Source organism: Catenovulum maritimum (assembly GCF_001050375.1).
GTDB classification, from domain to species: Bacteria; Pseudomonadota; Gammaproteobacteria; order Enterobacterales; family Alteromonadaceae; genus Catenovulum; species Catenovulum maritimum.
The window spans coordinates 599639-621198 of record NZ_KQ130482.1; the positions used below are offsets into that span (position 1 = coordinate 599639).

Below are 21560 nucleotides of genomic sequence, written 5' to 3' on the forward strand. Positions count from 1 at the left end.
AAAGAAAATCTTATGCAAAATCATAACGAACAATACAACTTAATTATCGATATTGGTAAAACACATGTAAAAATTCATGTGTTAGATTCTACTCAAACCTCTATTTTTTCTAAGCATATCAGTAATACGGTTGTAGATAACGAATACTATCCAAGTGCTGACATCCAAGGCATTTGGCAATTTTTTAAAAGCTCAATTAAAGAAGCTGCGCAAGCTTATAAAATTGAAAATATTAGCATTACCACTCATGGTGCGACTGCTGCATTAATTGATAGAAACTCTGACTCTGAAGACGGTTTAGTCTTACCTGTTTTAGATTATGAATTCGAAACCATCTTTGAAGACAGTTTAGATTACGATTCAGTCAGACCTGATTTTAATCATACATATTCACCTAGTTTACCTGCTGGTTTAAACTTAGGTCGTCAATTATTTTGGCAGAAAAAACGCTTTACTGAAGCCTTTGATAAAGCAAGTGATATTCTAATGTATCCACAATACTGGATATGGCGCTTTACTGGGCATTTATCATCGGAAATAACCTCGCTTGGTTGCCACACAGATTTATGGGATTTAAACCAAGATGGTTTATCGAGTTTAGTTGATCAGCTAGGTTGCCGAGATAAGTTTCCTGAACTTAAACCAGCTTGGCATTTTTGCGGTGAAGTTAAAGCCGATTTAGCGCAAGACTTAGGACTAAGAACCGATTGTAAGGTGTTTAATGGCCTACACGACAGTAATGCGAGTTTCTTACGTTACAGATTGTCTCAGGGTGATAAGCCTTTCACGGTAATCTCAACAGGTACTTGGACTATTTGTATGGCATCTCAAGTTTCGCTTGAAAACTTAAATGCTGAAAAAGATATGCTTGCCAATATAGATGCACTTGCTCAACCAATTGCTTGTGCTCGATTTATGGGCGGGCGCGAATTTGGCGCAATTTGTGATGCAACTAATGCCAAAGTCACAGATAGTTTTAGCCAAGCTGATTTACAAGCGATTATTGATAACCAAGTTTTCGCACTGCCAAATTTTGCAAGTGGTAGTGGTCCATTTGGCCAACAAGCTGCCAGCTTCAAGGGTGATTACAAAAATGTGAGTGGCGTAGGTATCGCAACTTTATACACTGCTTTATTAGTTGATTACCAATTGACTCAACTCGCTGCTAAAGGCGATATTTATATTGAAGGTGCTTTCCTTAAAAACCCGTTACTTTGTGGCTTAATTAAACAATTACGTCAGGTTCAACCTGTCCATATGTCATCTGATGACACAGGCACAGTTGCTGGCACTGCCGCTTTGGTTAATTGGGGTAAACTAGATATTCAAGTTAGTACGACAGAATCTGATGCGACTCAACTGCAAGGTTTAGAGAGCTATAAACAGCAGTGGTTGGATTTAGTGACTGCTTAACTTTTCGTTATCTGTGTTTAATTTGCTAGCTGAAATTCAGCTAGCAAATTTAGATATTTTCAGTAAAGCAATTAATCTTTACGCCAATACTTAGGTGTATGAATTGGCATATCTTCCGGCAATAATGGATTGCCAATATTAATTACTCTTCTATTCTTGATGTCAGCCTGACGGATATATTCGCCATAAAAATCTTCTAAAATTCTATCTATGGTACCGTTATCTAAAATCCTTTTAATCCCTAATTCTAATCTGGCCGCAAGCCGTTGATTTTTAGGTGAAACAAAGAAAAATTCTGGCAATGGCATATAGATAGCTAAATTAGGTTCTATCACTAAATTCTTATACTCATCTTTACGCAAATACAATTCATTATAGATCTCATGCACGCCACGAGGTATGTAATCAAATCGATTCTTATTCAACATGCCAAATAAGGATTCATAGGTATGCGCAGCCGTTTTCTTAAATTTAAAGTGTTCCATGACATCGTAAGTAGACCATCCTACTCTTAAACCTGCATTTAATTTATGTAGATCTTCAGTCGTGTTTACTTGCTTAAATTTTTCTAAATTGTGTTTGTTTGTCAGCAGCAACCTGTAATTGAAAAGGCCTTGGCGAATCGGCGAAGATACTTTGATTAGCGCTTGATCCCACTTTTGGTTGTATAACATAGCCGCTACGTTTAACTGACGGCCCATTTTTAATTCGTTTAAGCGTCTTTCATTAGGAATTGCACCGTTAACAATTTTTATTCGATAGTCGCCATATTCAGGTTGAGTGATTTTGAGTGCGCTTTTAAGTAAGGTTAAATTGTATAAATAACGTGTGTCTTTATAAGATTGGCCTGTAGCTATTTTTACTAAATCTTCTGCTTGGCTGTGCCCAGATACTAATATTAATAATATAAAAAAGAGTTTTTGCAGCATGGATAACACCTAAAGCATAAGATGTATTTAAGTATATCTCACTTTAGTTTTTGTTTATTAATTAAACACGATTTTAATCTGGTTTTGTTGCTAATCTCCATATTTGAAGACAATCATAAGAATTTTTTTAACCCAATATGGAGTAGGTAACACAGCCTATTTTAATTATATATAATAGGATTTATGACTTTTAACTACTGAGCTCTCGACAAGCATAATAGTTAAAATATGGGCTGAGTCTTTGGTAGTTATATTTCCTGCCTTTCGTTAAATCTTTTGGGTGATTAGGCGCTGTGGTTAGTGCTTTTCTAACCAGATCAATTTGTTTTGACGGACTATATATAAAGATAGGTAACTTAGGTTTTATCGTCTGTGGCTGAGTGTTATCAAAGGTTAAATATAAAACAGGTTCAACTGGTTTAGGTCTAATAATTTTAACCAATATCTTGGCATCTAAGAATTGATTGATGGAGTCGATTAGCTTACCAATTTCAGATGACCATTCGTGTCGTGTTAATAAAGAGGGTGGGGACGATATTTTTAGTTTTAATTTACTCAGCTCTTTGTCAAAGTTATCTATGTTTTGATGTATGTAATCTAGATTCCAAGAAAAAGACGCCGATTTAATCTGGGGTTCATAAAATTCAATTTGACGCGTGATCATCAATTGGTTTGTCATTGGCAGGCTTTTATACAGCAAATCATTGGTTGTATAAACAGACTCACCGAGCTCATTGATGATATTGTTTGCTCTGCCATGTTCGGATAAAAATGCTTTAAATGCGCTTTTCTCTTGGTTTATTGTCAGTATTTGTTGTTTTATTTGTTTAAATTCTTCTAATGATTGAATCAAGATAACCCCAGGGTATCGATTAACATGTTTAACCACTTCTCCGGGTTCTTGCTTAAAATGACTAAAGGCAATATCAGCCAGCTCAATCCCACCTTGATCCATTATTTCAGGAGACTTGTTTAAAGGGTCAAGCACGCTCAGCTTATAGACTTGCGCTGCACTGCCTTTATATAGCTCAGCTAGCTTGTTTATTTCGGTGTTTATCGAGTTAAACATAGTTAACACATGGCTTATTTTATCCATAGCGAATTAAACATGATGTAAATCCAAGTTATGAAGTAGATCTTGGGCTTTTTAAATTCAAGAGGTTACTTGGATTTTGCAAAGATCTTTTTCTAATATTTCCAAGCTAACAGATAGATCTTTATAGCGTTTGTAAGTTAACGATTAGATCTTCAACAACGCCAGACTAAGAACCCCATACATAGCAAGATCTGCGGGGCATCGCAGGTATATAAATAAAATATATACAAATGCTAATAATGTCTAGTTTAAATTGAACAGGTGAAAGGTGGGAAAGTAATGGTGGTGTTTGAAGCGAAACCTATTTTACTTGGTAATTTATTGGCGGAGATCTACATTGGAGACGAAATTGTAGTAGTTTTTCATATGTAATAGGTATAAATATCGGGTAAGTTTTTACGTCACAAGTTTGCCAAGTATACTTTTATCGCTTTTATAACAACGAGCCAACGCAAAGCTAACTTTTCTTTTAACCCGCAATCAGTGAGGTTGAAGATACAAACAGAAAGCGATAAAGGCTATTGGTTTGATGTAGGGCGGTACTTTATAATTGGCAATCATAATATTGTTCAATATAAAAATTTGATTTTGAATCATAAAGGTAACAAGAATCTTTTTTGAACAATAGAATTGTCACCATGGCATTTAAAAGTGAATATTTTAGGCATTCAATAGAAAAAAGGTTTAGTTTGTCTTCTACATTGACGGACAGAAAACTACCGTGTGATTTCTTTTTTCGTATTAATCGCTTATCATCATCCCTTAGCTTTATCAATTTCAAAGCTAAGTCAAAACTTACATCACAGTCTTTAGCTAGCCGATAGATTCGAATATAAATAGCTTTATGCTTTTGGAGTATTTTTTTCATATTCATTATTTTAATAGTAATGTCGAAAGACATTAATTATAAATAGTTCGTTACATGTAACTGTAGCTAACCTTATGTTTTATATAACTTTGTTTAAGGTTACACTTTTGGATGTTTTTAACTATCTCAAAAGTAACCTTAATTTGAAATTATTACCATTAAATTCAGGCAATTAGCTGTATATTAGTTGCGTTACATTGTTATTGTCCGCACGAGCATTGCTCAGAGCCATGTTTTTTCGTATTAACGTAGCATTTTGTGATTGAACTTTAGCGAGCATAGCTTTCAATTCTGCCACCTCAGACCGCAACTCTCGATTGCGGTCTTTGTATTTATTAAGTTCAGTTTGTTTGGCATCACGTTGCTGTCGAATGTCTTTGTTTACACCGCCTTTAATACGCTCTAATAGTTCAGGGCAATCACGGTGAATCAATGCTCGACTTACACCTGCTTCTTCGGCAACGGCAGCGACACTCATTTTACGTTTATGAGAAACAGTATTTGGACGACCTTTTTCGATTCGAACAATGGCAAGTCGAACCGCTTTATGTGTCGCTTTTTCTTTCTGGTTAGACATTTATCACCTCGATATCCTTTCTCTCGTTAATCTCTTGCTTCATAGCTTCAACATCAATACCCAATGCCACTAGAACCTTTTCACAGCGTTCCATGCCTTTTTTTACCGCCGCTCTACCAGCTTCACCAATATCATCCAATTGCATCAGTTTCATTTGCTGCACTAGCATTCCCTCCCAATAAGGCAGGTGTCGCTTATCTACAATGCCGCTTTCACAGCTATCAGGCTTACCACACTTACACTCATCATCATTGGTGCACCACCCAATACCTGTTGAGCGAATTGGTATGGAGCTAGAGTATGCCTTTGCCATAGCACTAAGAGAGCCAAAAGATTTAATTAACTCTTTATCCTCACGGACCTTCATGATGTTTTGAGCTATGTCGCCACCAGTGATAGGCGTGTCTAGTTCAAACCAATCTTGCTTAATTTCTTCTTCAACCAGATATTTCTCTCGAAGCATTTCTTCAAACAATTCAGCATCCAAAGCATCATTAAAGGCATACAAAGTGGTCATGGTAATTGACCAATGTTTAAAGTGATCTTTTAATGCTCTCAAGTCACCTAATTCAGAGTGAACCGCATAATTAGCAAAGGTACGTCTGAATTGGTGCGCTGATAGGTTCCAATTACTCCCTATCTGTTCACATAAGTTTGGCAACCTAGCGTTAGTCATTGCCACCCCTGACAATAGGTAAATTGCGTTTCCTTTTCCCAGGTTTTTCGATAGGCAGATGTGGTTTGATATTTCCTCAAGTCGATGTGCTTCCACATGATCGTTGCTTGCTTTCGCTTTTAGTAAATCACACTCAAGTTGATCTTGAAGTGGAGCGCTCAAACGGCCAAGAATATCAATCGCTTCCGTGGCTATCCTTGGCGCAATCCACTCAGCTAACCCTGTATGTGTTTTCTCAGAGACAGTTTCGATGTGGTAGTAAGTGGTGTCACCTTTCGTTTCAGAGCGATACGCATCACGCTTAATGCCTAATATTTCATGGATACGCATACCCGTTGTGAGTAACAGCCAGAAGATACAGCTATCTCGCAGTAGCAATGTTTCTCTCTTTTTTGACGATTTCAGAATTTCATCAGCTTTATCTAGGTATGATTTAGTAAACTGGCACAGCGGAATTAGCACTTTATTTGGAATAATGGGGGTCTTACCTTTGGTAATGGCTTCCCGATACGCTTCACCAACATACCCTGCTTGCTCATTAGCGGTTGATTGAGGCCAAGGATGCTCTTTGACAAAATCAAACTCTTTGCAGTGGTAATAAAGGTCTTCTAGAATGCGGAATCTATCCACCTTGGTGACTGCTGTCAGTGGTTTAGTCTCGCCTTTTCGTTTTGAGTGCAGGGTATTTACATGCCTAACGTAGGCATTTGAGGTAAAAGCTGTCAGCCCATGTGTAACTGTAGTATCTGAACTTAAAACCCACTGAAAATAACTTTTCAACTTGTCCAATGTTTTCACAAGAGTATTAAGAGCTAACCCCTTTTTGAATTTGCTCCAGATTACCCACTTTGCCATGCGCTTCATTTGAGTATCATCAATCGTAGAAAAAGTAAGGTTTAATGCACTTGCTATAGTTGCTTTCGTACCTTTACTAGCAGGAAACACCCATACATCTTCCTCAAATCGAGATAGCGTTTGGTATTCACCATTGGCGAGTTTAATGTAGGTCACGATACCCGTTAGAGAGCCATCAATGACTTGCTCAAGCGCACTGGTGCTTGGCTTTGGACATTGCTGAATTGCAAACTCAGCTTGTGTGAGTATTAACTCAATTGAACTCATTGCGTCACCTTCAACATATCAAGGTTTTGCCAGTACGGATGTGGATTAGATCTTGCCCGTTCTTTTTCAGTCTCTACACGCTGTAGCTGGCCAAGCTTAGCAAATTCAGGGACAACTTCTTCATCTACGATTCTTAGAACATTTTTTAAATGACGCTTCCAGTCTTTACGACCAAACTCGTCACGGCTTCGAATAATCGCCCAATAAAAACTAAAGAGTTTATACAAATCATCACCTGTAATAACGAAGCTTTTACAGCGGAAGCAGCCTAAAAAGTCATTACAGAACGAGCCATTTTTCGGTGCTTTATCGCCATTCTTAGGGTCTTTACAATGCCCTACAGGGACGCTTGGCTCTGCGCACGTTAGCTCTTTAACTCGTATCTCACCCATTAAGCCCAAGTTGCGCTTTGATTGCTCGGGAGCTTGCAGGTAGTGGTCAAGCGTTCCTGTCCCACTGTGTTTGGCTTGCCGCGCAGCAATTAACAAACTCTCACCACTCAGCTCATAAATACCATTGATGAACGTCTTGCGAAAACGGCTTACATTAAGTTTCATCGTTCGACCATCTTCATCTCTTAAGTCGTACTCTTTGATGAATTTTTTGATGTTATATCTAAGCAGCCTTTCTGCTAGAGAGGAGGCCGTACCTCTCTCGGCACCTATGTGGGCAACTCTAGACTCATAGACAAATAACAAGTCGGAATCGATAGACTTTCTCACTTGGCTATTACGCTCAATGATAGCCTCAATAAGATAAGCCACATCAAGCTTTATTCCTTGCACTACTTCAAGTTCCTGTGATTTTCGTAAATTGTGCAATTGCGTGGAGTTGCCTCTTTTTTTGAATACGGTTAAGAGCTTGCGGCAATCTTTAAGTGGGTGGTCGGTCAATGAGTCGGTAGTCATATTGAGAAGCGGAGATGTGTTGATGCCTGTCTGAATCGCCACAGCTAACAAACACAGTGTTAACTGATAACCTGTTAGTGGTTCGGTCTTTTGATAAATCGGCTTAATTGCTTGTTTTAGCGCAACCACCACCTGCCTTTTTTCATGGGGAGTCAGTGGTTTCTCGCCCTTTGCACGTTTACTTGAATTTGGAAATGGGCTCTTAGGAAAGAAATCACTGTTTAGGTTTATGTCATCAATGACTGACCAATAGCCCTTGTCCCTCATGTGTATCAGCATTGACTTGAGATGAGTGTAGTAACCTTTTAGGGTGTTATACCCTAACTCACAACCTCTAAGGTGCAGTAAATATTGCTCGATCAACTCTGGCGTAATGTCATCTTGTGTTAAGTCCTCACCCGCTGAATACCTAAATAATGTAAGGTATTCAGCGAAATGGAAAAAACCATTTTTAAAATAACCTTTTTGAGTTTCCTCGCTAAGAGCATCGGTATTTTTCAGCAGAGCTTTTGCGGTGTAGTACACTCGATTTGTAATGTCGTCATAACCTTTGCCATAGAAACGAGTAAAATTGACGTTAGAACCATTGCCACCTTTTGAACCGATATTCGGGTAATTCACTACAGGGTTGATTGGTCGGACTATTTCTCGATTTTGAGCAGTGTCAGTTGTTGACTCTACTGCCGATGTTTTCTTTAGCTTGTCTTTGTTAATAGACAGTTTTTTTCTTTGTCTCGCCATATTTCACCTACACAATCGCATCAATCTGTTGTTGATACTCAATCGACAAGTCATCGACCAAATCATTAACCAAATGTAAATATTTCATCGTGGTTGTGATACTTGAATGTCCAAGCCGAGCTTGTAGGTACATCAACGGTTCAAATTTACTGCTTTTATGCTCTAACATTCCTTTCAGCATGTGCGTTGCATAAGTATGCCTTAACATATGCGGTGATACGTGAAAGGGTAATTTAAGCGACTTGAGAGCCTTACCAAAAGCAGAACCTTGAGAAGCCCACCCTTGACCATCAGGCGTTAAAAACAAGCAATTTGACTCCACTTCCGACTCTTGTTGCTTCTGAAAACGAGCCTCATTGACATAACGCCACAAGTCCTCCATCAATCGTGTCGGGATGTGTATTTTGCGCTCTTTCTCACCTTTGGTTCGTGAAATATTGACCTCATAGTAAGCTCTGTTTCCAGTAGGCTTTCTTATTATATTCAAGGGAAACAGCAACAGTTCTTTTCGTCTAATTCCTGTCTGTAGACATAAGCGAACCATCAGCTTTAAGGTTGAATTTTCAATCGCAGATAAAAGATCTCGCACTTCAATTACCGATAAAAATTGAGCTTTTTTCTCAAAGGTTTTCATCATCAAATCAGAGCTGTATTTCTTACCACCATTTCTTTCTGTATGAGCTAAAAACTGCTGGCCTTTATTCACTGAAACGGATTCTAGAGAGTAAGGTAATGACTTAAACCACTTACCGACGCCATAAGAATAGAAACGCACTATCGTTCTTAAATGCTGATTGGTTGAATTTACCGACATGCCAAACTCACCAACACAAAGGTCACGATAAGCACTGACTAACATTTCATCTTCACTGCTTTCTGAAATGTCTCGCCAATCCAAACTGTTCTGCTCACAGAATGTCAGGAATTGAGCTAGGTGATTGCCATACGTCCACCAAGTGTTCTCACTATTCACTCGACCTCGTTTTAAGCACTCATATACCAAGAACTGCAACGCCTCTACACAAAGCATTCCTGATTCAATCCCTAGATCTGAATTATCAACTTCCCACGTTAAGAGGGGAAAGTTAGGGTACTTCACACTTTCAATTTCAAAGTCAGATGTGGATTTAATGCAAAGCATAATCGCCCTAATTCACTGTATATTAACACAGTATAATTGTACGCATTATGCTTTGCTACAAAAATAAACGATTTTTTATGTGGACATTGGTATGTAACACGTTTCTGGACAAGAATGAGCTAGAAGTATTGATCTAGCTCTGGTGATTTGAATTAGAAAATGTATTAATGTTGTGTATAGTTTATCAGCAGGTATTCGTAAGCATCTAGTCAGGAAAAACAACAATACCCAACGCTTCGAGAAGCTGTTCTTGTTGCCAGCTGGCAATTTTGATACCTGATGTATCGACTTTTCGAGGATCTAAACCGTCGAGTTCGGCGTGACATAAATTAGCACCCTGTAGGCTAAACTGTCCCCAGACATCTTCAGAAAAAACACCTCGACTTAAGTCTGACTCTTTCAGTGATGCGCCCGCGAGGTGAGTCCCTATCCAGCGATTTTCAAACAGCTCACATTTTTCTAAACAGACCCGCTCCATATTGGCATAAGACAGGTTACATCCAGTAATAAAGGCTGAGCAAAAGTACATACGATTACTCACTTGATTGGCAAAGTTTGCTCGGGAAAAGTTGGCCCCTTTTAAATCACACTCACGTAACTCAATACCGTAGCAATTGGCGTTACTAAAGTTTGCCATCGCAAGCTGGCATTGTTGGAAACTTGCATCGCGAAGGTCTGCGACATCAAAATGGCAACCTTCGATATCACCCTGTTCAATGAACTTGCAGTTAATAAATGTCGCATCACGCAAGTTAGCACGTCGAAAATCGCATCGGATAAAGGTGCAAGCAGTGAAAGTAATATCACTTAGATCTTGATGTGAAAAACTGTGGTGTCGATATGTGTGACGGTAGGTTTCCATGTTGACTCCTATGATGAACTGGACGCAACACTACCATCAAAGCCACATCACATCAACAAAATAAAAACACTAAAAATCAAGATCTTAAAAACCCTCATTTTGCCTATTTTAAGGGGGTAAAATAGCGCCCTGAGCCTCTATGTTAACGTTCAAAGTACGCGGCACCATTGAAAAAAGTTATCCGCTTAAAAAGCCACAGAGAAAAGGAACCCAATAGATTACTGATGTCCGCCATTAGGTAAAGTAACCTTAAACGGAAGCCTGCAATTTGAAGTAGATACAAGGTCTAAGAAGGAATGGGGCAGAAATGAGTTTGGCAACATCGCCTCTGTTAGATTCCAATCAGCACAGAAAGTACTACCTCTATAAGAACTATGCTTTAGTTCAGTTCACCCTTACAACCGCAGATATTAACCATTAAAGGAGATGTTACACTTTTAAGTATGCATAACAATAAAGATTGATACGCCCGTTTTCCCTCAAAGTCCCATGCTGCCCAACACAGCTTTAATCCGTGATGTGTGTTATTCCGGTAACATCGAGAAAAACACATATGAGAAAAGCAAGATCACTCACCCAATCTGAAATCAAATAAGTTCTTAAACGATGTTTGCTCATGCAAGAACCGGAGCTAAAGCGAGTTGCTTTGGTTTTGTCCCTATCAACTATCAGAGTTAGCAAACTGGCTCAAATCACTATATTGAAATGTTACTAGCTACTGGAAAAATTAAAACGAAGTTGCATCTTAGGGCGGCTTTGTGCAAGCGCAGACGACCAAGAAAGGTTTAGCTTAGTCAGCAAACTAAATTGGTACTCCAAGAGTGGTTAGACTGTCGAAAACTTAGAAAGTGGGCTGTTACCTTTGATCGTGATTACCAAGGGCTAAATTCTAAAAGTAAAGTATTGCTAAATAATCGTGGGCGCAGTTTTTCGATGAAAAGGAAAACCCGTTATAACAAAAATAATGAGCGAGTCGATTACTTGTGATGTTCTTAAATTCTCTCTTAGAAACATTTATCAGCGTTGCGGCTTTCGTGGTGCGTCTTCGCATTCTGGAAGACGTAGTTATGCCAGTAATATGAATGCCGCAGGTGTACCACTGAAACCATACAACGAGCTTTGGGACACAAAGAACCGTCTATGTCGATTGAATATATAGATGTTTATGAGAGCCAATTAATTAATGCGAGTAAATCACTATTTAAAGACCTATTAAAAGGTCTTTTTGATTGACTTAAAGCCATTGGAGACTTATTATTAACACTGTTAAATGGTCATTAAGGATTTAGTTATGACAACAATTCGTCCAATTCTCGCTGATAACTCAACAAGTATCAGCGAACTTAAAAAGAACCCTATGGCAGTTATAGAACAAGCTGACGGGTTCCCTGTTGCGGTACTGAACCGTAATCAACCTGCATTTTACTGCGTTCCTGCCGATGCCTATGAAATGCTCATGGATAAACTGGAAGATATTGAGCTTGCTCAGATAATTAAAGAGCGTGAGCATTCAGAAGAAATAGAGATCAGCATCGATGACTTATAAGTTAGTTTTCAAGGTTGAGGCAGAGAAAGAATGGCGCAAGTTGGACAGCACCATTAAGTCTCAGTTTAAGAAGAAGCTGATTGAACGTTTAGAAAATCCGCACGTACCAGCGGCAAAATTAAGCAGTATGCAGAACTGCTACAAAATAAAACTGAGAAGTGCAGGATACCGGCTTGTTTATCAAGTAAGAGATCAGGAAGTAGTTATTTCAGTTGTAGCAGTTGGTAAGCGAGAACGTAATCAGGTTTATAAAATCGCTGCAAAGCGAGTGTAGAGAGGGAAAATGGCATGTTGGATTTTGAGTTGTTCAAACAGGGATTTGAGAAGAAATACTTCACTCCCTCTCATATCAAATTCAACTATGACACTTGCCTGTATGAAACATGATGTGGCAGCGTATATGCGCTATTACAACTTAGAAAGGCTTCATACGGCTAATGGGGATAAATCTCCAGTAGAGTATGAGTTAAATTCCTTTAGGAAAGTGTCCTGAATTAGTTGTGCAGAACATTTTTACAGATCAAATATCTAAAAACAGTATAAAAACTTTATTAGGTTTGGCCACCGGTTCAACGTTTCCAAATTGGAGTCGACAAACCTTGAACGAGTTTAAGGTAATTCAACCTCAAAACAGTGTTATAGATGTATTCAATCGTTTAATTACTTCAAAAGTACAAAAAGTGGAGTTAAATGTGAATGAATCTCAGTCACTTGTCAAATTGAGAGACACATTATTACCAAAACTCATCTCTGGCAAATTAACCTTGCCCGCTGACCACAGCAAAACTAAGGCCTAGGCAGAAGCATATTTATCATGAAAACCTATGACGACGAAGAACACCCTATCATGAGCCAGCTAAAAAGCTGGTTTAAACAAAAGTCGGTTGATGAGCTCAGCGACATTATTCTCAATTATATTGGTGAGTCAGCCGATGAACAAAGCCGTTGGCAGCTTGCCATGTTAAACGACCAAGGCGGGTTAAGTGGCGGTGAAATTAAAAAAATGATCACCAAAGCTTTACCAAAAAAACAAGCTTGGAGTTATGCCGAGGTTCGCGCCTACTTTCATCATAGCGAGAATATGTTTGTTGATATTTTTATGGCTATCGAGCAGTTACCGATTGATAAACAATGGCAACTTACCTTACATGCGCTTGTTCGGTTAAATACCGTGCTAGAGCAAATAGATGATTCTGGCGGTTACCGCTTTGATTTAGAAGGGCAATTAAATCAGCGGTTAAGTAGCTTGTTTAACCAGCAAACTTGGTCTGACGATGAAAAGGCCCAATGGATATTTGAGCATTATAAAGAATATAAATACGATGTGTTTCCAAGCGTACCGGAAGACTTTGAGTTAACCGAGTCGGTGCAGTGTATTTTTGTCGCCTTGTGCCAAGCAGAGGCAGAAAAACGCCACAAGCAAGGGCTTGATTTAAGTATATGGAAAGAAAAGTATGCCTTTGAGCGTTTGCTTGAACCGCAAATTGAACAGGCGAAAAACAACAACGACTTACCCGCGCAATGCCACTTAATGGCCATGTCAGCTTATGATGAAAGAGATCACCTTAAAATTGCGCAGCTTTGCCTTGATCACAATGAGCTATTAGACGCTGAATATTGGTTAAAAAAAGCCTATAACGCGGTAAAAAAAGAGGCCAATAAAATAAGCTGTCAAAAATTTGAAGTTGAGTTACGCCTTGCGTTAAAAGAATATCAACAAGCATGGCAGTTGGCGTGGCAACTCTTTAGCCAAACGCCTAGTTTTTCGGGTTACAAAGCGTTAATAACACTTGAACAAAAAACAGGGGTGATTGATGATAAATGCAAAGAAAAAGCCGAGCATATTTTTACGCAGTGTTATGCCGAAAATAGCTACGGGAATATTGTGCGTGAGGCGGATGCGCTATTAAGCTTTTACCTTTATCATCAACAAGTAGCCCAAGCTCGTTTATGGGTAAAATCACATAAAGCTGAACCGAGTAAGCTAATTAAATTAGCTGATTTAATTGTTGGCGAACACCCACAAGAAGCTATCGATTTATATGCGCGTGTTGTGCTGCCAACCATTAGCCAAAGTAACAATCAAGCCTATCAACAGGCTACTGATTTATTGCTAAGCCTAGAAAATAAACTGCAAGGTGAAGATGCTGAAGCGCTACAGGTGATGATAAACCAAGTCATCAAACTGCATAAAGCCAAACGCAATATGATGAAGCTACTAAAAACACATTTTCCTGCGTGTTTTTAAGGGTAATAAAATGACAAGTGAGTATATTCCTCCATTTACGCTAACCAATAAAACCTTAACGTTGGTTGCTCAAATTAGCGAAGCGATTGGGCGTTTAACGGTACAAGCCGAACACGAAAAATTATTACGTTTGCGTAAAGTAAACCGTATGCGCACCGTAAAAGGTTCGTTAGCGATTGAGGGAAATACACTAACTGAACAGCAGATTACGGCAATACTTGATGGAAAACGTGTCATTGCACCACCAAAAGAAGTGCAAGAAGCCCATAATGCAATTGCCGCTTATGATGTAATTCGTAATTGGCAACCAACCAAAACCAACGATTTATTGTCTGCACACCAAATATTAATGAAAGGTTTGGTAGAACAAGCGGGCATGTTTCGTTGTAAAGGGGGTTGTGTTATGTCGGGCGATAAAGTAGTACATATGGCGCCGCAAGCAGACCGTGTACCCATGTTAATGACACAATTATTCACTTGGCTTACAAAAACAGATGTTCACCCTTTAATCGCGAGTTGCGTATTCCATTACGAATTTGAATTTATTCATCCTTTTGATGATGGCAATGGCCGCATGGGACGCTTATGGCAAACGTTAATATTATCAAAATGGCATGATGTATTTATTAATATTCCTGTCGAAAGCTTAGTGCACCAACACCAGTCAGACTATTATTTAGCCATTCGAAAAAGTACAGAATTAACGGATTCATCACCCTTTATTGAGTTTATGTTACAGATGATTCTTGATGCAATATACACTAGTGGCTCAAGCCGCAAAATTGGTGTGAATGACGGGGTAAGTGTCGGTATAAATGACGGTATAAATGACGGGGTAAAACTTTCAAAACTTCAACAATTGATCTTATTTAAAATACAAGAAACACCTAGCATTACCATGCAAGCATTGGCAAATCAACTAACTAAGTCAATACGCACCATTGAGCGACATATCAAAGTGCTTAACGACAATAACTATATTGAACGTGTCGGCTCTGCTAAAACAGGCCATTGGAAGGTAAAAAATTCATGAAATTTACCGAAGCACAATTAGAAGCGGCGATTATCGAATTATTGGGTGAGCAGGGTTATCCCTATACCTCTGGTTCAGATTTGGCTAGGCAACCTGAGCAAGTGCTCATTAAAGATGACTTACGAACCTATTTAGCTAATCGTTATGCTGCTGATGAAATTACCACAGGTGAAATTGATAGCATTATCCTACAACTCGAAACCTTGCCTGTAGGTGACTTATATGAAAGCAATAAAACCTTCTGTAAATGGTTAAGTGATGGCTTTTTATTAAAGCGTGAATCAGGTAGTAAGCCAGGTGAAGTTTCTAAAAAAGATTTATATATTCAGCTAATTGATTATGACCAAGTAAACAGCGAAGAAGTAGCTGTTGCTCAAGAGTCATAAGAAGCGTTACCTATGGCAGCTGAGCCAAGCGTACCTTATGTTGCAACAACACAGCACAACATTTTTAAAATCGTTAACCAGTTAGAAATTGATAGCCCATCTTCCGATAACTCCAAACGTATTCCTGATGGTATTTTATATATCAACGGTTTACCTGTGGTTGTGTTTGAATTTAAGAGTGCTATTCGAGAAGAGCAAGCTAATATTCACGATGCATATAAATAACTAACCATACGTTATCGCCGTGAACTACCCGTGCAGGCTAAGTCCTTTTTTACAGAGCGCCTTAAAGAGGCTCGAAATCGAATGAAAATAAGCCAAAAAGATTTAGGTGTAAAAATAGGGATTGATCCCAGCTCAGCTAGTGGTCGCATGAATCACTATGAAACTGGTCGTCATATGCCAGATCTTGCTACCCTAAAAAAACTTGCTAAAGAACTTAATGTTCCGGTGAATTACTTCTTTTGTGAGTCTCAAGAAAGTGCGACGTTGGCGTGTTTAATTGACCAGCTTGATGAAGACGGTAAGCTTAAACTGATTGAGTTACTGCAGTCAGAATAACGACATAGAACTTTATGCTGTGTACTGACCACAAATGACAATCCATAAATGAACCAACTCCATTAAAAGTTTGTCCCTCAACATAAACCGTAACTGCGCCTGATTGTTTTCATGTTGCACCACTTGCAATCAATTTGATTGACTCATTATGATTACATGATATATTGAAATTCATCAGTAACTCACTTGTAGTTAATATGCCTCAAATAGCATTGGATTCGCTAACTCACGCACAAAAGGAACGCCTTGCGTTTATCGACTTTAGCCTTCAATATTTTGGCCAAGTTGCGCGTGCTGACCTAATTCAGCGTTTTAAAACTGGTTTAGCGGCCTCTACACGCGATTTAACCGCTTATCGTGAATTAGCACCACACAACCTTGAATTACTCCATCAAACGAAAAATTACCACCGTACAGAAGCGTTTAAACCTATATTCACCCATAACCCTGAATCAATACTGGCGGGTTTATGTCGTGGCTTTGGTGACGGTCTTTCAAGTGGGCAAGAAGTCAGTGAAAACTGCTTTGATGCAATATCCTTGGTTCATCCAAAAAGTGAAATAATTGCCGCAATAATGCGTGCAATCAACAACCAGCAAGCCATCACATGTGATTATGTCTCATTATCTTCGGGGCCAAGTACGCGCGAAATTGTTCCTCATGCGTTAGTCAACAATGGCAACCGCTGGCATGTACGTGCTTTTGATAGAAAATCGAATGAATTTAGAGACTTTGTGTGTACGCGCATTCAAAACGTCACGCTTTGCTTTCAACCGGTAAACGAACATCCAGAAAACGTGGTCAGCTACCAAAGTGACATGAAGCCTGAAGAGCATAAATCGAATGATCGGCAGTGGAATAAAATTGTCTCGGTAGTTTTAAAACCACACCCCGCAATTAAGCATAAAAGCGCAATAGAGCTTGATTACAACATGCACCAGGGCCAACTTATGCTAGAAGTACGAGCATCTGTTTTAGGCTATTTGCTTAGGCAGTGGAACGTAGACTGTACTGATAACGCATCACTCCAAGGAAACGAATATCAATTATGGTTAAGTAACGTCAACCAAATAAAAGCAGAATTAACAGGCATTGCAGACCTTGCAATTGCACCGGGATACCACGCAGCAATAGTGCGTCCCCAATCAAATATTCAGGAAGATAAATAAATGGCAACTGCTAAAAGCAAAAAGAGCAACACCGCAAATACCAACTTTGAAGAAACCTTATGGGATACTGCCAATAAACTGCGAGGTAGTGTTGAATCATCAGAATATAAACACGTGGTACTTAGCCTTATTTTCTTAAAATTTATCAGCGATAAGTTTGAAGACAAACGCCAAGCATTAATTGACGGCGGCATGGGTGACTTTATCGACCAAGTTGAATTTTACATGCAAGACAATGTGTTCTATTTACCTGAAGAGGCTCGTTGGTCGTTTATTAAAAAGAACATGAAGCAAGACGACATTGCGGTAAAAATTGATACCGCATTACATACGGTTGAAAAGAACAACCCATCATTAAAAGGCGCATTACCAGAAAACTACTTTAGCCGTTTAGGGCTTGTTACCAGCAAATTAGCTTCACTTATCGATACTATTAATAACATCGACACCGCCGCTAGCGAATGTGAAATGACTGAAGAAGATTTAGTCGGTCGCGTTTACGAATACTTCTTAGGTAAGTTTGCCTCAAGCGAAGGTAAAGGTGGTGGTGAATTCTATACGCCAAAATCAGTAGTCGCGTTAATTGCTGAAATGATAGAGCCATTTAAAGGTAAAATTTACGATCCGTGTTGTGGCTCTGGCGGCATGTTTGTGCAATCGCTTAAGTTTATCGACAGTCACAAAGGCAACCGTAAAGATATTTCAATTTACGGTCAGGAATACACCAACACCACCTATAAGCTAGCCAAAATGAACCTAGCAGTACGTGGTATTTCAGGTAATTTGGGTGAAGTTGCCGGTGATAGTTTCTTTAAAGATCAGCATCCTGATTTAAAAGCCGACTTTATTATGGCAAACCCGCCGTTTAACCAAAAGCAATGGCGTAGTGATAGTGAGTTAGTCGACGATGGTCGTTGGGCTGGTTTTGATGTGCCACCAACTGGTAACGCTAACTATGCGTGGATCATGCACATGATCTCAAAGCTAAGTGAAAATGGTACCGCAGGTTTTGTATTAGCTAATGGCTCTATGAGTTCAAATACCGGTGGTGAAGGTGCAATTCGCCAAAAAATCATCGAGCAAGATTTAGTTGATTGTATGATCGCCTTACCGGGGCAGTTGTTCTACACCACACAAATTCCAGTGTGTTTATGGTTTATCACCAAAAACAAGAAAGGCAACGCAGGCTATGACGTGCAAGGAAGCACTAATGTCGCGGGTGCAGGACGCACAGGAGCGACCCGCAACCGCCAAGGTGAAACCTTATTTATTGATGCCCGTGAAATGGGCACCATGATCAGCCGCACTAACAAAGAACTCACCACAGAAGACATCGCTGAAATAGCCACTACTTACCATAATTGGAAATCAGGTGAATGGAATAAAGAAGACGATGAGCAGGATAGCTCAAGTGTCGCGAGAGGGCATGGAGCCCGTAGCGACCAAAGCGGGTTTTGTAAATCAGCATCACTTGAAGACATTAAAGCGAATGACTTTGTTTTAACACCGGGTCGCTATGTCGGCGCTGCTGAAATTGAAGATGACGGCATTCCGTTCGAAGTCAAAATGAAAGAACTAAGCAAAACCCTATACAGCCAAATGGAACAGGCAGAAGAATTAGATAAAGCTATTCGCCAAAACTTGGAGGTGCTGGGTTATGGTGAATAACTGGCCTACAGTAACGCTTGAAGAAGTTGCAAAAATTAAAAGTGGCAAACGTCTACCTAAAGGTCAATCGTTGGTTGGGTATCAAACGGATTACCCATATATTCGGCTAGTTGATATATCGGGTGGCAGAATTCAAACTAATGAACTTCAATATTTGATTCCAGAAACTAGAGAGGCCATAAAAAGATATATTGTAAATGCAGATGATATTTGCCTAGCTATAGTAGGCCATACAATCGGAATGGTTTTCTACATAACTGAAGAGTGGGACAATGTAAATCTCACAGAAAATGCTGCGAGGATTACTGAGCTGGATGAATCGTTTCACCCTAAATTTATTTATTATTTTTTAATTTCAAACTATGGACAAAGTGAAATAATTTCCAGAACTGTCGGTTCAGCTCAAGGCAAGTTACCACTATACAATATTAAATCTTTACCTATTCCTAGACCACCCAAGGTGTATCAAGATGAAATAGTCGGTATTCTTGATTCAATTAGTGAAAAAATAAAACTAAACTGCCAAACCAGCCAAACCCTTGAACAAATGGCGCAAGCGTTATTTAAAAGCTGGTTTGTCGATTTTGATCCTGTTTTCGACAACGCCCTTGCTAGCGGTATGGCCGTTAACAACTTCCCTGAAGCCTTACAGAAAAAAGCGGTTCAGCGTCAGCAAGTACAGCAACAAATGGCTAATGGCGAGCTAGACGCTAAACCACTACCCGAAGACATCAGCCAACTATTCCCAAGCGAATTTGAACAAACCGATGAACCATCAGTCGGCATCAACGGCTGGATACCGGAGGGGTGGAAATTAGACTCTTTCTCTAAGGTTGCTACATTAAAAAATAAATCCATACACCCTAAAAAAGAGCCAGAAAAATTATGGACTCAATTTAGTTTACCCGCTTTTGATGACGGAAAAGTGCCAACTCACGATTTAGGTATTGAAATCAAGAGTGGGAAGTACAAGCTTTCTGAGAATACAGTATTAGTATCTAAATTAAACCCGCATACCCCTAGAATCTGGATGCCAAAAGTTTCAGATACTGATGTTTCGGTATGCTCCACCGAATTTATGCCATTTGAGCCAGTTAATAATGAGCATAGAGTGTTTGTTTACTCCTTAATGAACTCAGAAAACGTCAAATCAAAAATTGCGAGTCGTGTAACAGGAACAACCGGCAGTCACCAAAGGGTTAGCCCTAAAGAAGTCGCAGTGATGCCGATACTTCTACCTTCATTAGATTGTATCACCTCTTTTTCTAACTTAATTAAAAGTAGCTTTGATAAAGTTGAATTGAATTTAGAGCAAAATATTGAGCTAACTAAATTGAGAGATACATTACTGCCTAAACTAATCTCTGGCGAATTGCAGCTTCCAGCCGAAAGTATTAATACCGAGGTTCCTGCTTAATGAGTGAAGTTTTTCAGTGGGAAGATATTAGAGGGAACTTTTCAGATTGCTTAATTGTCGGTAATGGTGGCTCTATTGCGATTTCATCCAATTTCTCTTATAAGAAACTTTATCAATGGGGGAGAGATAACGAGCATATTAAAAAAGCTGCACAAGAAATATTTGAACATTTTTCAGCAAGCCAGCGTGATTTTGAACGAATTTTAAATAAGTTAAATCAAGCTGACTTTATAAATAAAAAAGTTGATATTACTAAGAGTGAGCAAAATAAAGTTCGTAAAGCGTATACTGATGTACGGCGCTCGCTGATTGATACAGTTAAAGGGTTACATCCAGAATGGGCGGAAGTAAAAAATGAAATTGATTTTGTAAGACAATACCTAAGCAATTTTAACACTATTTTTAGTTTAAATTACGATTTGCTAATACATTGGGCTACACAAACTCAAATATCATTAATTGATTCTTCTGATGTTTTTGACGACGGTTTCTCTAAACGTGATAACGTGAAGAACAGTACAAGCTTGTTATTCGATTATAAAAAACTATTACCTACTAACGATAAAACAACTCAACTTTATTTCCCCCACGGTAATTTATTATTATACAGCACCAAATTGGGTGACGAAAAAAAGATTACTGCGAACCATAAAAAAGATTTATTAACAGCATTAACCAAAGCCTGGGCAAATAATGGTTCACAGCCCTTATTTATATGTGAAGGGGATAGTCACGAAAAACTTAAACAAATTAATACTTCAAGCTACCTATCTCATGTATATCATCAAGCATTACCGAAAGCTAAAGAGAATGTAACGATCTATGGTTGGAGTATGGGGACTCAAGATAATCATTTATTAGCACAATTAAAACAAGCCAATCCTATGCGTGTTGCTGTATCTATATACACTGGACAGGATATAGAATCACAGGAAAAAGAAATGAAGCATGCTTTAACTGCATTAAAAAATGAGGTAGGTATTAATTCAAATAACGTGACTTTTTTTGACTCACAAAGTGCGGGTGCATGGAACCAGCCATCAACAGTGTTTTAAAAGAACAGAAAGCAATAGCTGAAGCAATTCAAAAGCTATCACTAAAAAAAGCGCATTAAGTGGTTTTTATATAACTAAGAGCAGAAGTTATAGAGTTGTTGGCTACTTAAAACTTAGCCTGTGACTACTAATAACCAAAAGATA

18 protein-coding genes and 1 pseudogene are annotated in these 21560 nt (G+C 38.9%); 12 read left to right on the forward strand and 7 right to left on the reverse strand.

Features of this window, described 5'->3' with window-relative positions; all coding sequences use genetic code 11:
• Window positions 1–12: 12 nt before the first annotated feature.
• On the forward strand, window positions 13–1413 hold the full coding sequence (locus XM47_RS02050; protein WP_048688846.1) for an FGGY-family carbohydrate kinase: 1401 nt from the start codon (window positions 13–15) through the stop codon (window positions 1411–1413).
• Between the two features lie 71 nt (window positions 1414–1484).
• On the opposite strand, the gene XM47_RS02055 is transcribed toward XM47_RS02050, so the two are convergent.
• The 7 genes from XM47_RS02055 to XM47_RS02090 form a co-directional block, all read right to left on the reverse strand.
• Window positions 1485–2342 (reverse strand): type 2 periplasmic-binding domain-containing protein, encoded by an 858-nt coding sequence (locus XM47_RS02055; RefSeq protein ID WP_048688848.1) that lies wholly within the window; start codon window positions 2340–2342, stop codon window positions 1485–1487.
• Between the two features lie 190 nt (window positions 2343–2532).
• Window positions 2533–3438, reverse strand: a complete 906-nt coding sequence (locus tag XM47_RS02060; RefSeq protein WP_048688851.1) for a DNA replication terminus site-binding protein — start codon at window positions 3436–3438, stop codon at window positions 2533–2535.
• A 1040-nt stretch (window positions 3439–4478) separates the two neighbouring features.
• Window positions 4479–4883, reverse strand: coding sequence for a hypothetical protein (locus XM47_RS02070; RefSeq protein WP_024592037.1), 405 nt, complete (start codon window positions 4881–4883; stop codon window positions 4479–4481).
• Window positions 4876–6681 carry a site-specific integrase gene (locus XM47_RS02075; RefSeq protein WP_024608498.1) on the reverse strand — a complete coding sequence of 602 codons (1806 nt, stop codon included), beginning with the start codon at window positions 6679–6681 and terminating at the stop codon, window positions 4876–4878. Before XM47_RS02075 ends, XM47_RS02070 begins: the two co-directional genes overlap by 8 nt.
• Window positions 6678–8330 (reverse strand): phage integrase SAM-like domain-containing protein, encoded by a 1653-nt coding sequence (locus XM47_RS02080; RefSeq protein WP_024608497.1) that lies wholly within the window; start codon window positions 8328–8330, stop codon window positions 6678–6680. Before XM47_RS02080 ends, XM47_RS02075 begins: the two co-directional genes overlap by 4 nt.
• A gap of 7 nt (window positions 8331–8337) precedes the next feature.
• Window positions 8338–9333 (reverse strand): tyrosine-type recombinase/integrase, encoded by a 996-nt coding sequence (locus XM47_RS02085; RefSeq protein ID WP_245623400.1) that lies wholly within the window; start codon window positions 9331–9333, stop codon window positions 8338–8340.
• A 343-nt stretch (window positions 9334–9676) separates the two neighbouring features.
• Complete coding sequence (locus XM47_RS02090; protein WP_012537714.1) at window positions 9677–10333, reverse strand: quinolone resistance pentapeptide repeat protein QnrS2; 657 nt, start codon at window positions 10331–10333, stop codon at window positions 9677–9679.
• 1300 nt (window positions 10334–11633) lie between these two features.
• On the opposite strand from XM47_RS02090, the gene XM47_RS02095 reads away from it, so the two are divergent.
• From XM47_RS02095 to XM47_RS02150, 11 genes and pseudogenes are all read left to right on the forward strand, one after another.
• On the forward strand, window positions 11634–11879 hold the full coding sequence (locus XM47_RS02095; RefSeq protein WP_459553597.1) for a type II toxin-antitoxin system Phd/YefM family antitoxin: 246 nt from the start codon (window positions 11634–11636) through the stop codon (window positions 11877–11879).
• Window positions 11869–12153: a type II toxin-antitoxin system RelE family toxin gene (locus tag XM47_RS02100; protein WP_048688870.1), complete on the forward strand. Its 285-nt coding sequence runs from the start codon at window positions 11869–11871 to the stop codon at window positions 12151–12153. Before XM47_RS02095 ends, XM47_RS02100 begins: the two co-directional genes overlap by 11 nt.
• A gap of 226 nt (window positions 12154–12379) precedes the next feature.
• Window positions 12380–12676, forward strand: a complete 297-nt coding sequence (locus XM47_RS02105; RefSeq protein WP_048688872.1) for a restriction endonuclease subunit S domain-containing protein — start codon at window positions 12380–12382, stop codon at window positions 12674–12676.
• A gap of 17 nt (window positions 12677–12693) precedes the next feature.
• Window positions 12694–14127: a hypothetical protein gene (locus XM47_RS02110; RefSeq protein ID WP_048688875.1), complete on the forward strand. Its 1434-nt coding sequence runs from the start codon at window positions 12694–12696 to the stop codon at window positions 14125–14127.
• Between the two features lie 10 nt (window positions 14128–14137).
• Window positions 14138–15160, forward strand: a complete 1023-nt coding sequence (locus XM47_RS02115; protein WP_048688878.1) for a Fic family protein — start codon at window positions 14138–14140, stop codon at window positions 15158–15160.
• Window positions 15157–15768 (forward strand): annotated as a pseudogene (locus tag XM47_RS19005) (type I restriction endonuclease); the annotation flags it as partial. The gene XM47_RS02115 and the pseudogene XM47_RS19005, both read left to right, overlap by 4 nt.
• 84 nt (window positions 15769–15852) lie before the next feature.
• Complete coding sequence (locus tag XM47_RS02130) at window positions 15853–16107, forward strand: helix-turn-helix domain-containing protein (RefSeq protein WP_048688884.1); 255 nt, start codon at window positions 15853–15855, stop codon at window positions 16105–16107.
• A 197-nt stretch (window positions 16108–16304) separates the two neighbouring features.
• On the forward strand, window positions 16305–17276 hold the full coding sequence (locus tag XM47_RS02135; protein ID WP_048688887.1) for a WYL domain-containing protein: 972 nt from the start codon (window positions 16305–16307) through the stop codon (window positions 17274–17276).
• Complete coding sequence (locus XM47_RS02140; protein WP_048688889.1) at window positions 17277–18944, forward strand: type I restriction-modification system subunit M; 1668 nt, start codon at window positions 17277–17279, stop codon at window positions 18942–18944. It abuts the gene before it with no gap.
• A complete protein-coding gene (locus XM47_RS02145) occupies window positions 18934–20361 on the forward strand; it encodes a restriction endonuclease subunit S (protein WP_048688891.1) in 1428 nt (475 codons plus the stop codon). The genes XM47_RS02140 and XM47_RS02145 overlap by 11 nt, the downstream gene beginning before the upstream one ends.
• Window positions 20361–21416 (forward strand): DUF4917 family protein, encoded by a 1056-nt coding sequence (locus XM47_RS02150; RefSeq protein ID WP_048688894.1) that lies wholly within the window; start codon window positions 20361–20363, stop codon window positions 21414–21416. The genes XM47_RS02145 and XM47_RS02150 overlap by 1 nt, the downstream gene beginning before the upstream one ends.
• Window positions 21417–21560: the final 144 nt, after the last annotated feature.

Coding starts and splice junctions, on each gene's coding strand:
- XM47_RS02150 (WP_048688894.1), top strand. CDS start 20,361: ATGAGTGAAGTTTTTCAGTGGGAAGATATTAGAGGGAACTTTTCAGAT.
- XM47_RS02115 (WP_048688878.1), top strand. CDS start 14,138: ATGACAAGTGAGTATATTCCTCCATTTACGCTAACCAATAAAACCTTA.
- XM47_RS02100 (WP_048688870.1), top strand. CDS start 11,869: ATGACTTATAAGTTAGTTTTCAAGGTTGAGGCAGAGAAAGAATGGCGC.
- XM47_RS02075 (WP_024608498.1), bottom strand. CDS start 6,681: ATGAGTTCAATTGAGTTAATACTCACACAAGCTGAGTTTGCAATTCAG.
- XM47_RS02050 (WP_048688846.1), top strand. CDS start 13: ATGCAAAATCATAACGAACAATACAACTTAATTATCGATATTGGTAAA.
- XM47_RS02090 (WP_012537714.1), bottom strand. CDS start 10,333: ATGGAAACCTACCGTCACACATATCGACACCACAGTTTTTCACATCAA.
- XM47_RS02070 (WP_024592037.1), bottom strand. CDS start 4,883: ATGTCTAACCAGAAAGAAAAAGCGACACATAAAGCGGTTCGACTTGCC.
- XM47_RS02060 (WP_048688851.1), bottom strand. CDS start 3,438: ATGGATAAAATAAGCCATGTGTTAACTATGTTTAACTCGATAAACACC.
- XM47_RS02140 (WP_048688889.1), top strand. CDS start 17,277: ATGGCAACTGCTAAAAGCAAAAAGAGCAACACCGCAAATACCAACTTT.
- XM47_RS02055 (WP_048688848.1), bottom strand. CDS start 2,342: ATGCTGCAAAAACTCTTTTTTATATTATTAATATTAGTATCTGGGCAC.
- XM47_RS02110 (WP_048688875.1), top strand. CDS start 12,694: ATGAAAACCTATGACGACGAAGAACACCCTATCATGAGCCAGCTAAAA.
- XM47_RS02145 (WP_048688891.1), top strand. CDS start 18,934: ATGGTGAATAACTGGCCTACAGTAACGCTTGAAGAAGTTGCAAAAATT.
- XM47_RS02135 (WP_048688887.1), top strand. CDS start 16,305: ATGCCTCAAATAGCATTGGATTCGCTAACTCACGCACAAAAGGAACGC.
- XM47_RS02080 (WP_024608497.1), bottom strand. CDS start 8,330: ATGGCGAGACAAAGAAAAAAACTGTCTATTAACAAAGACAAGCTAAAG.
- XM47_RS02130 (WP_048688884.1), top strand. CDS start 15,853: ATGAAAATAAGCCAAAAAGATTTAGGTGTAAAAATAGGGATTGATCCC.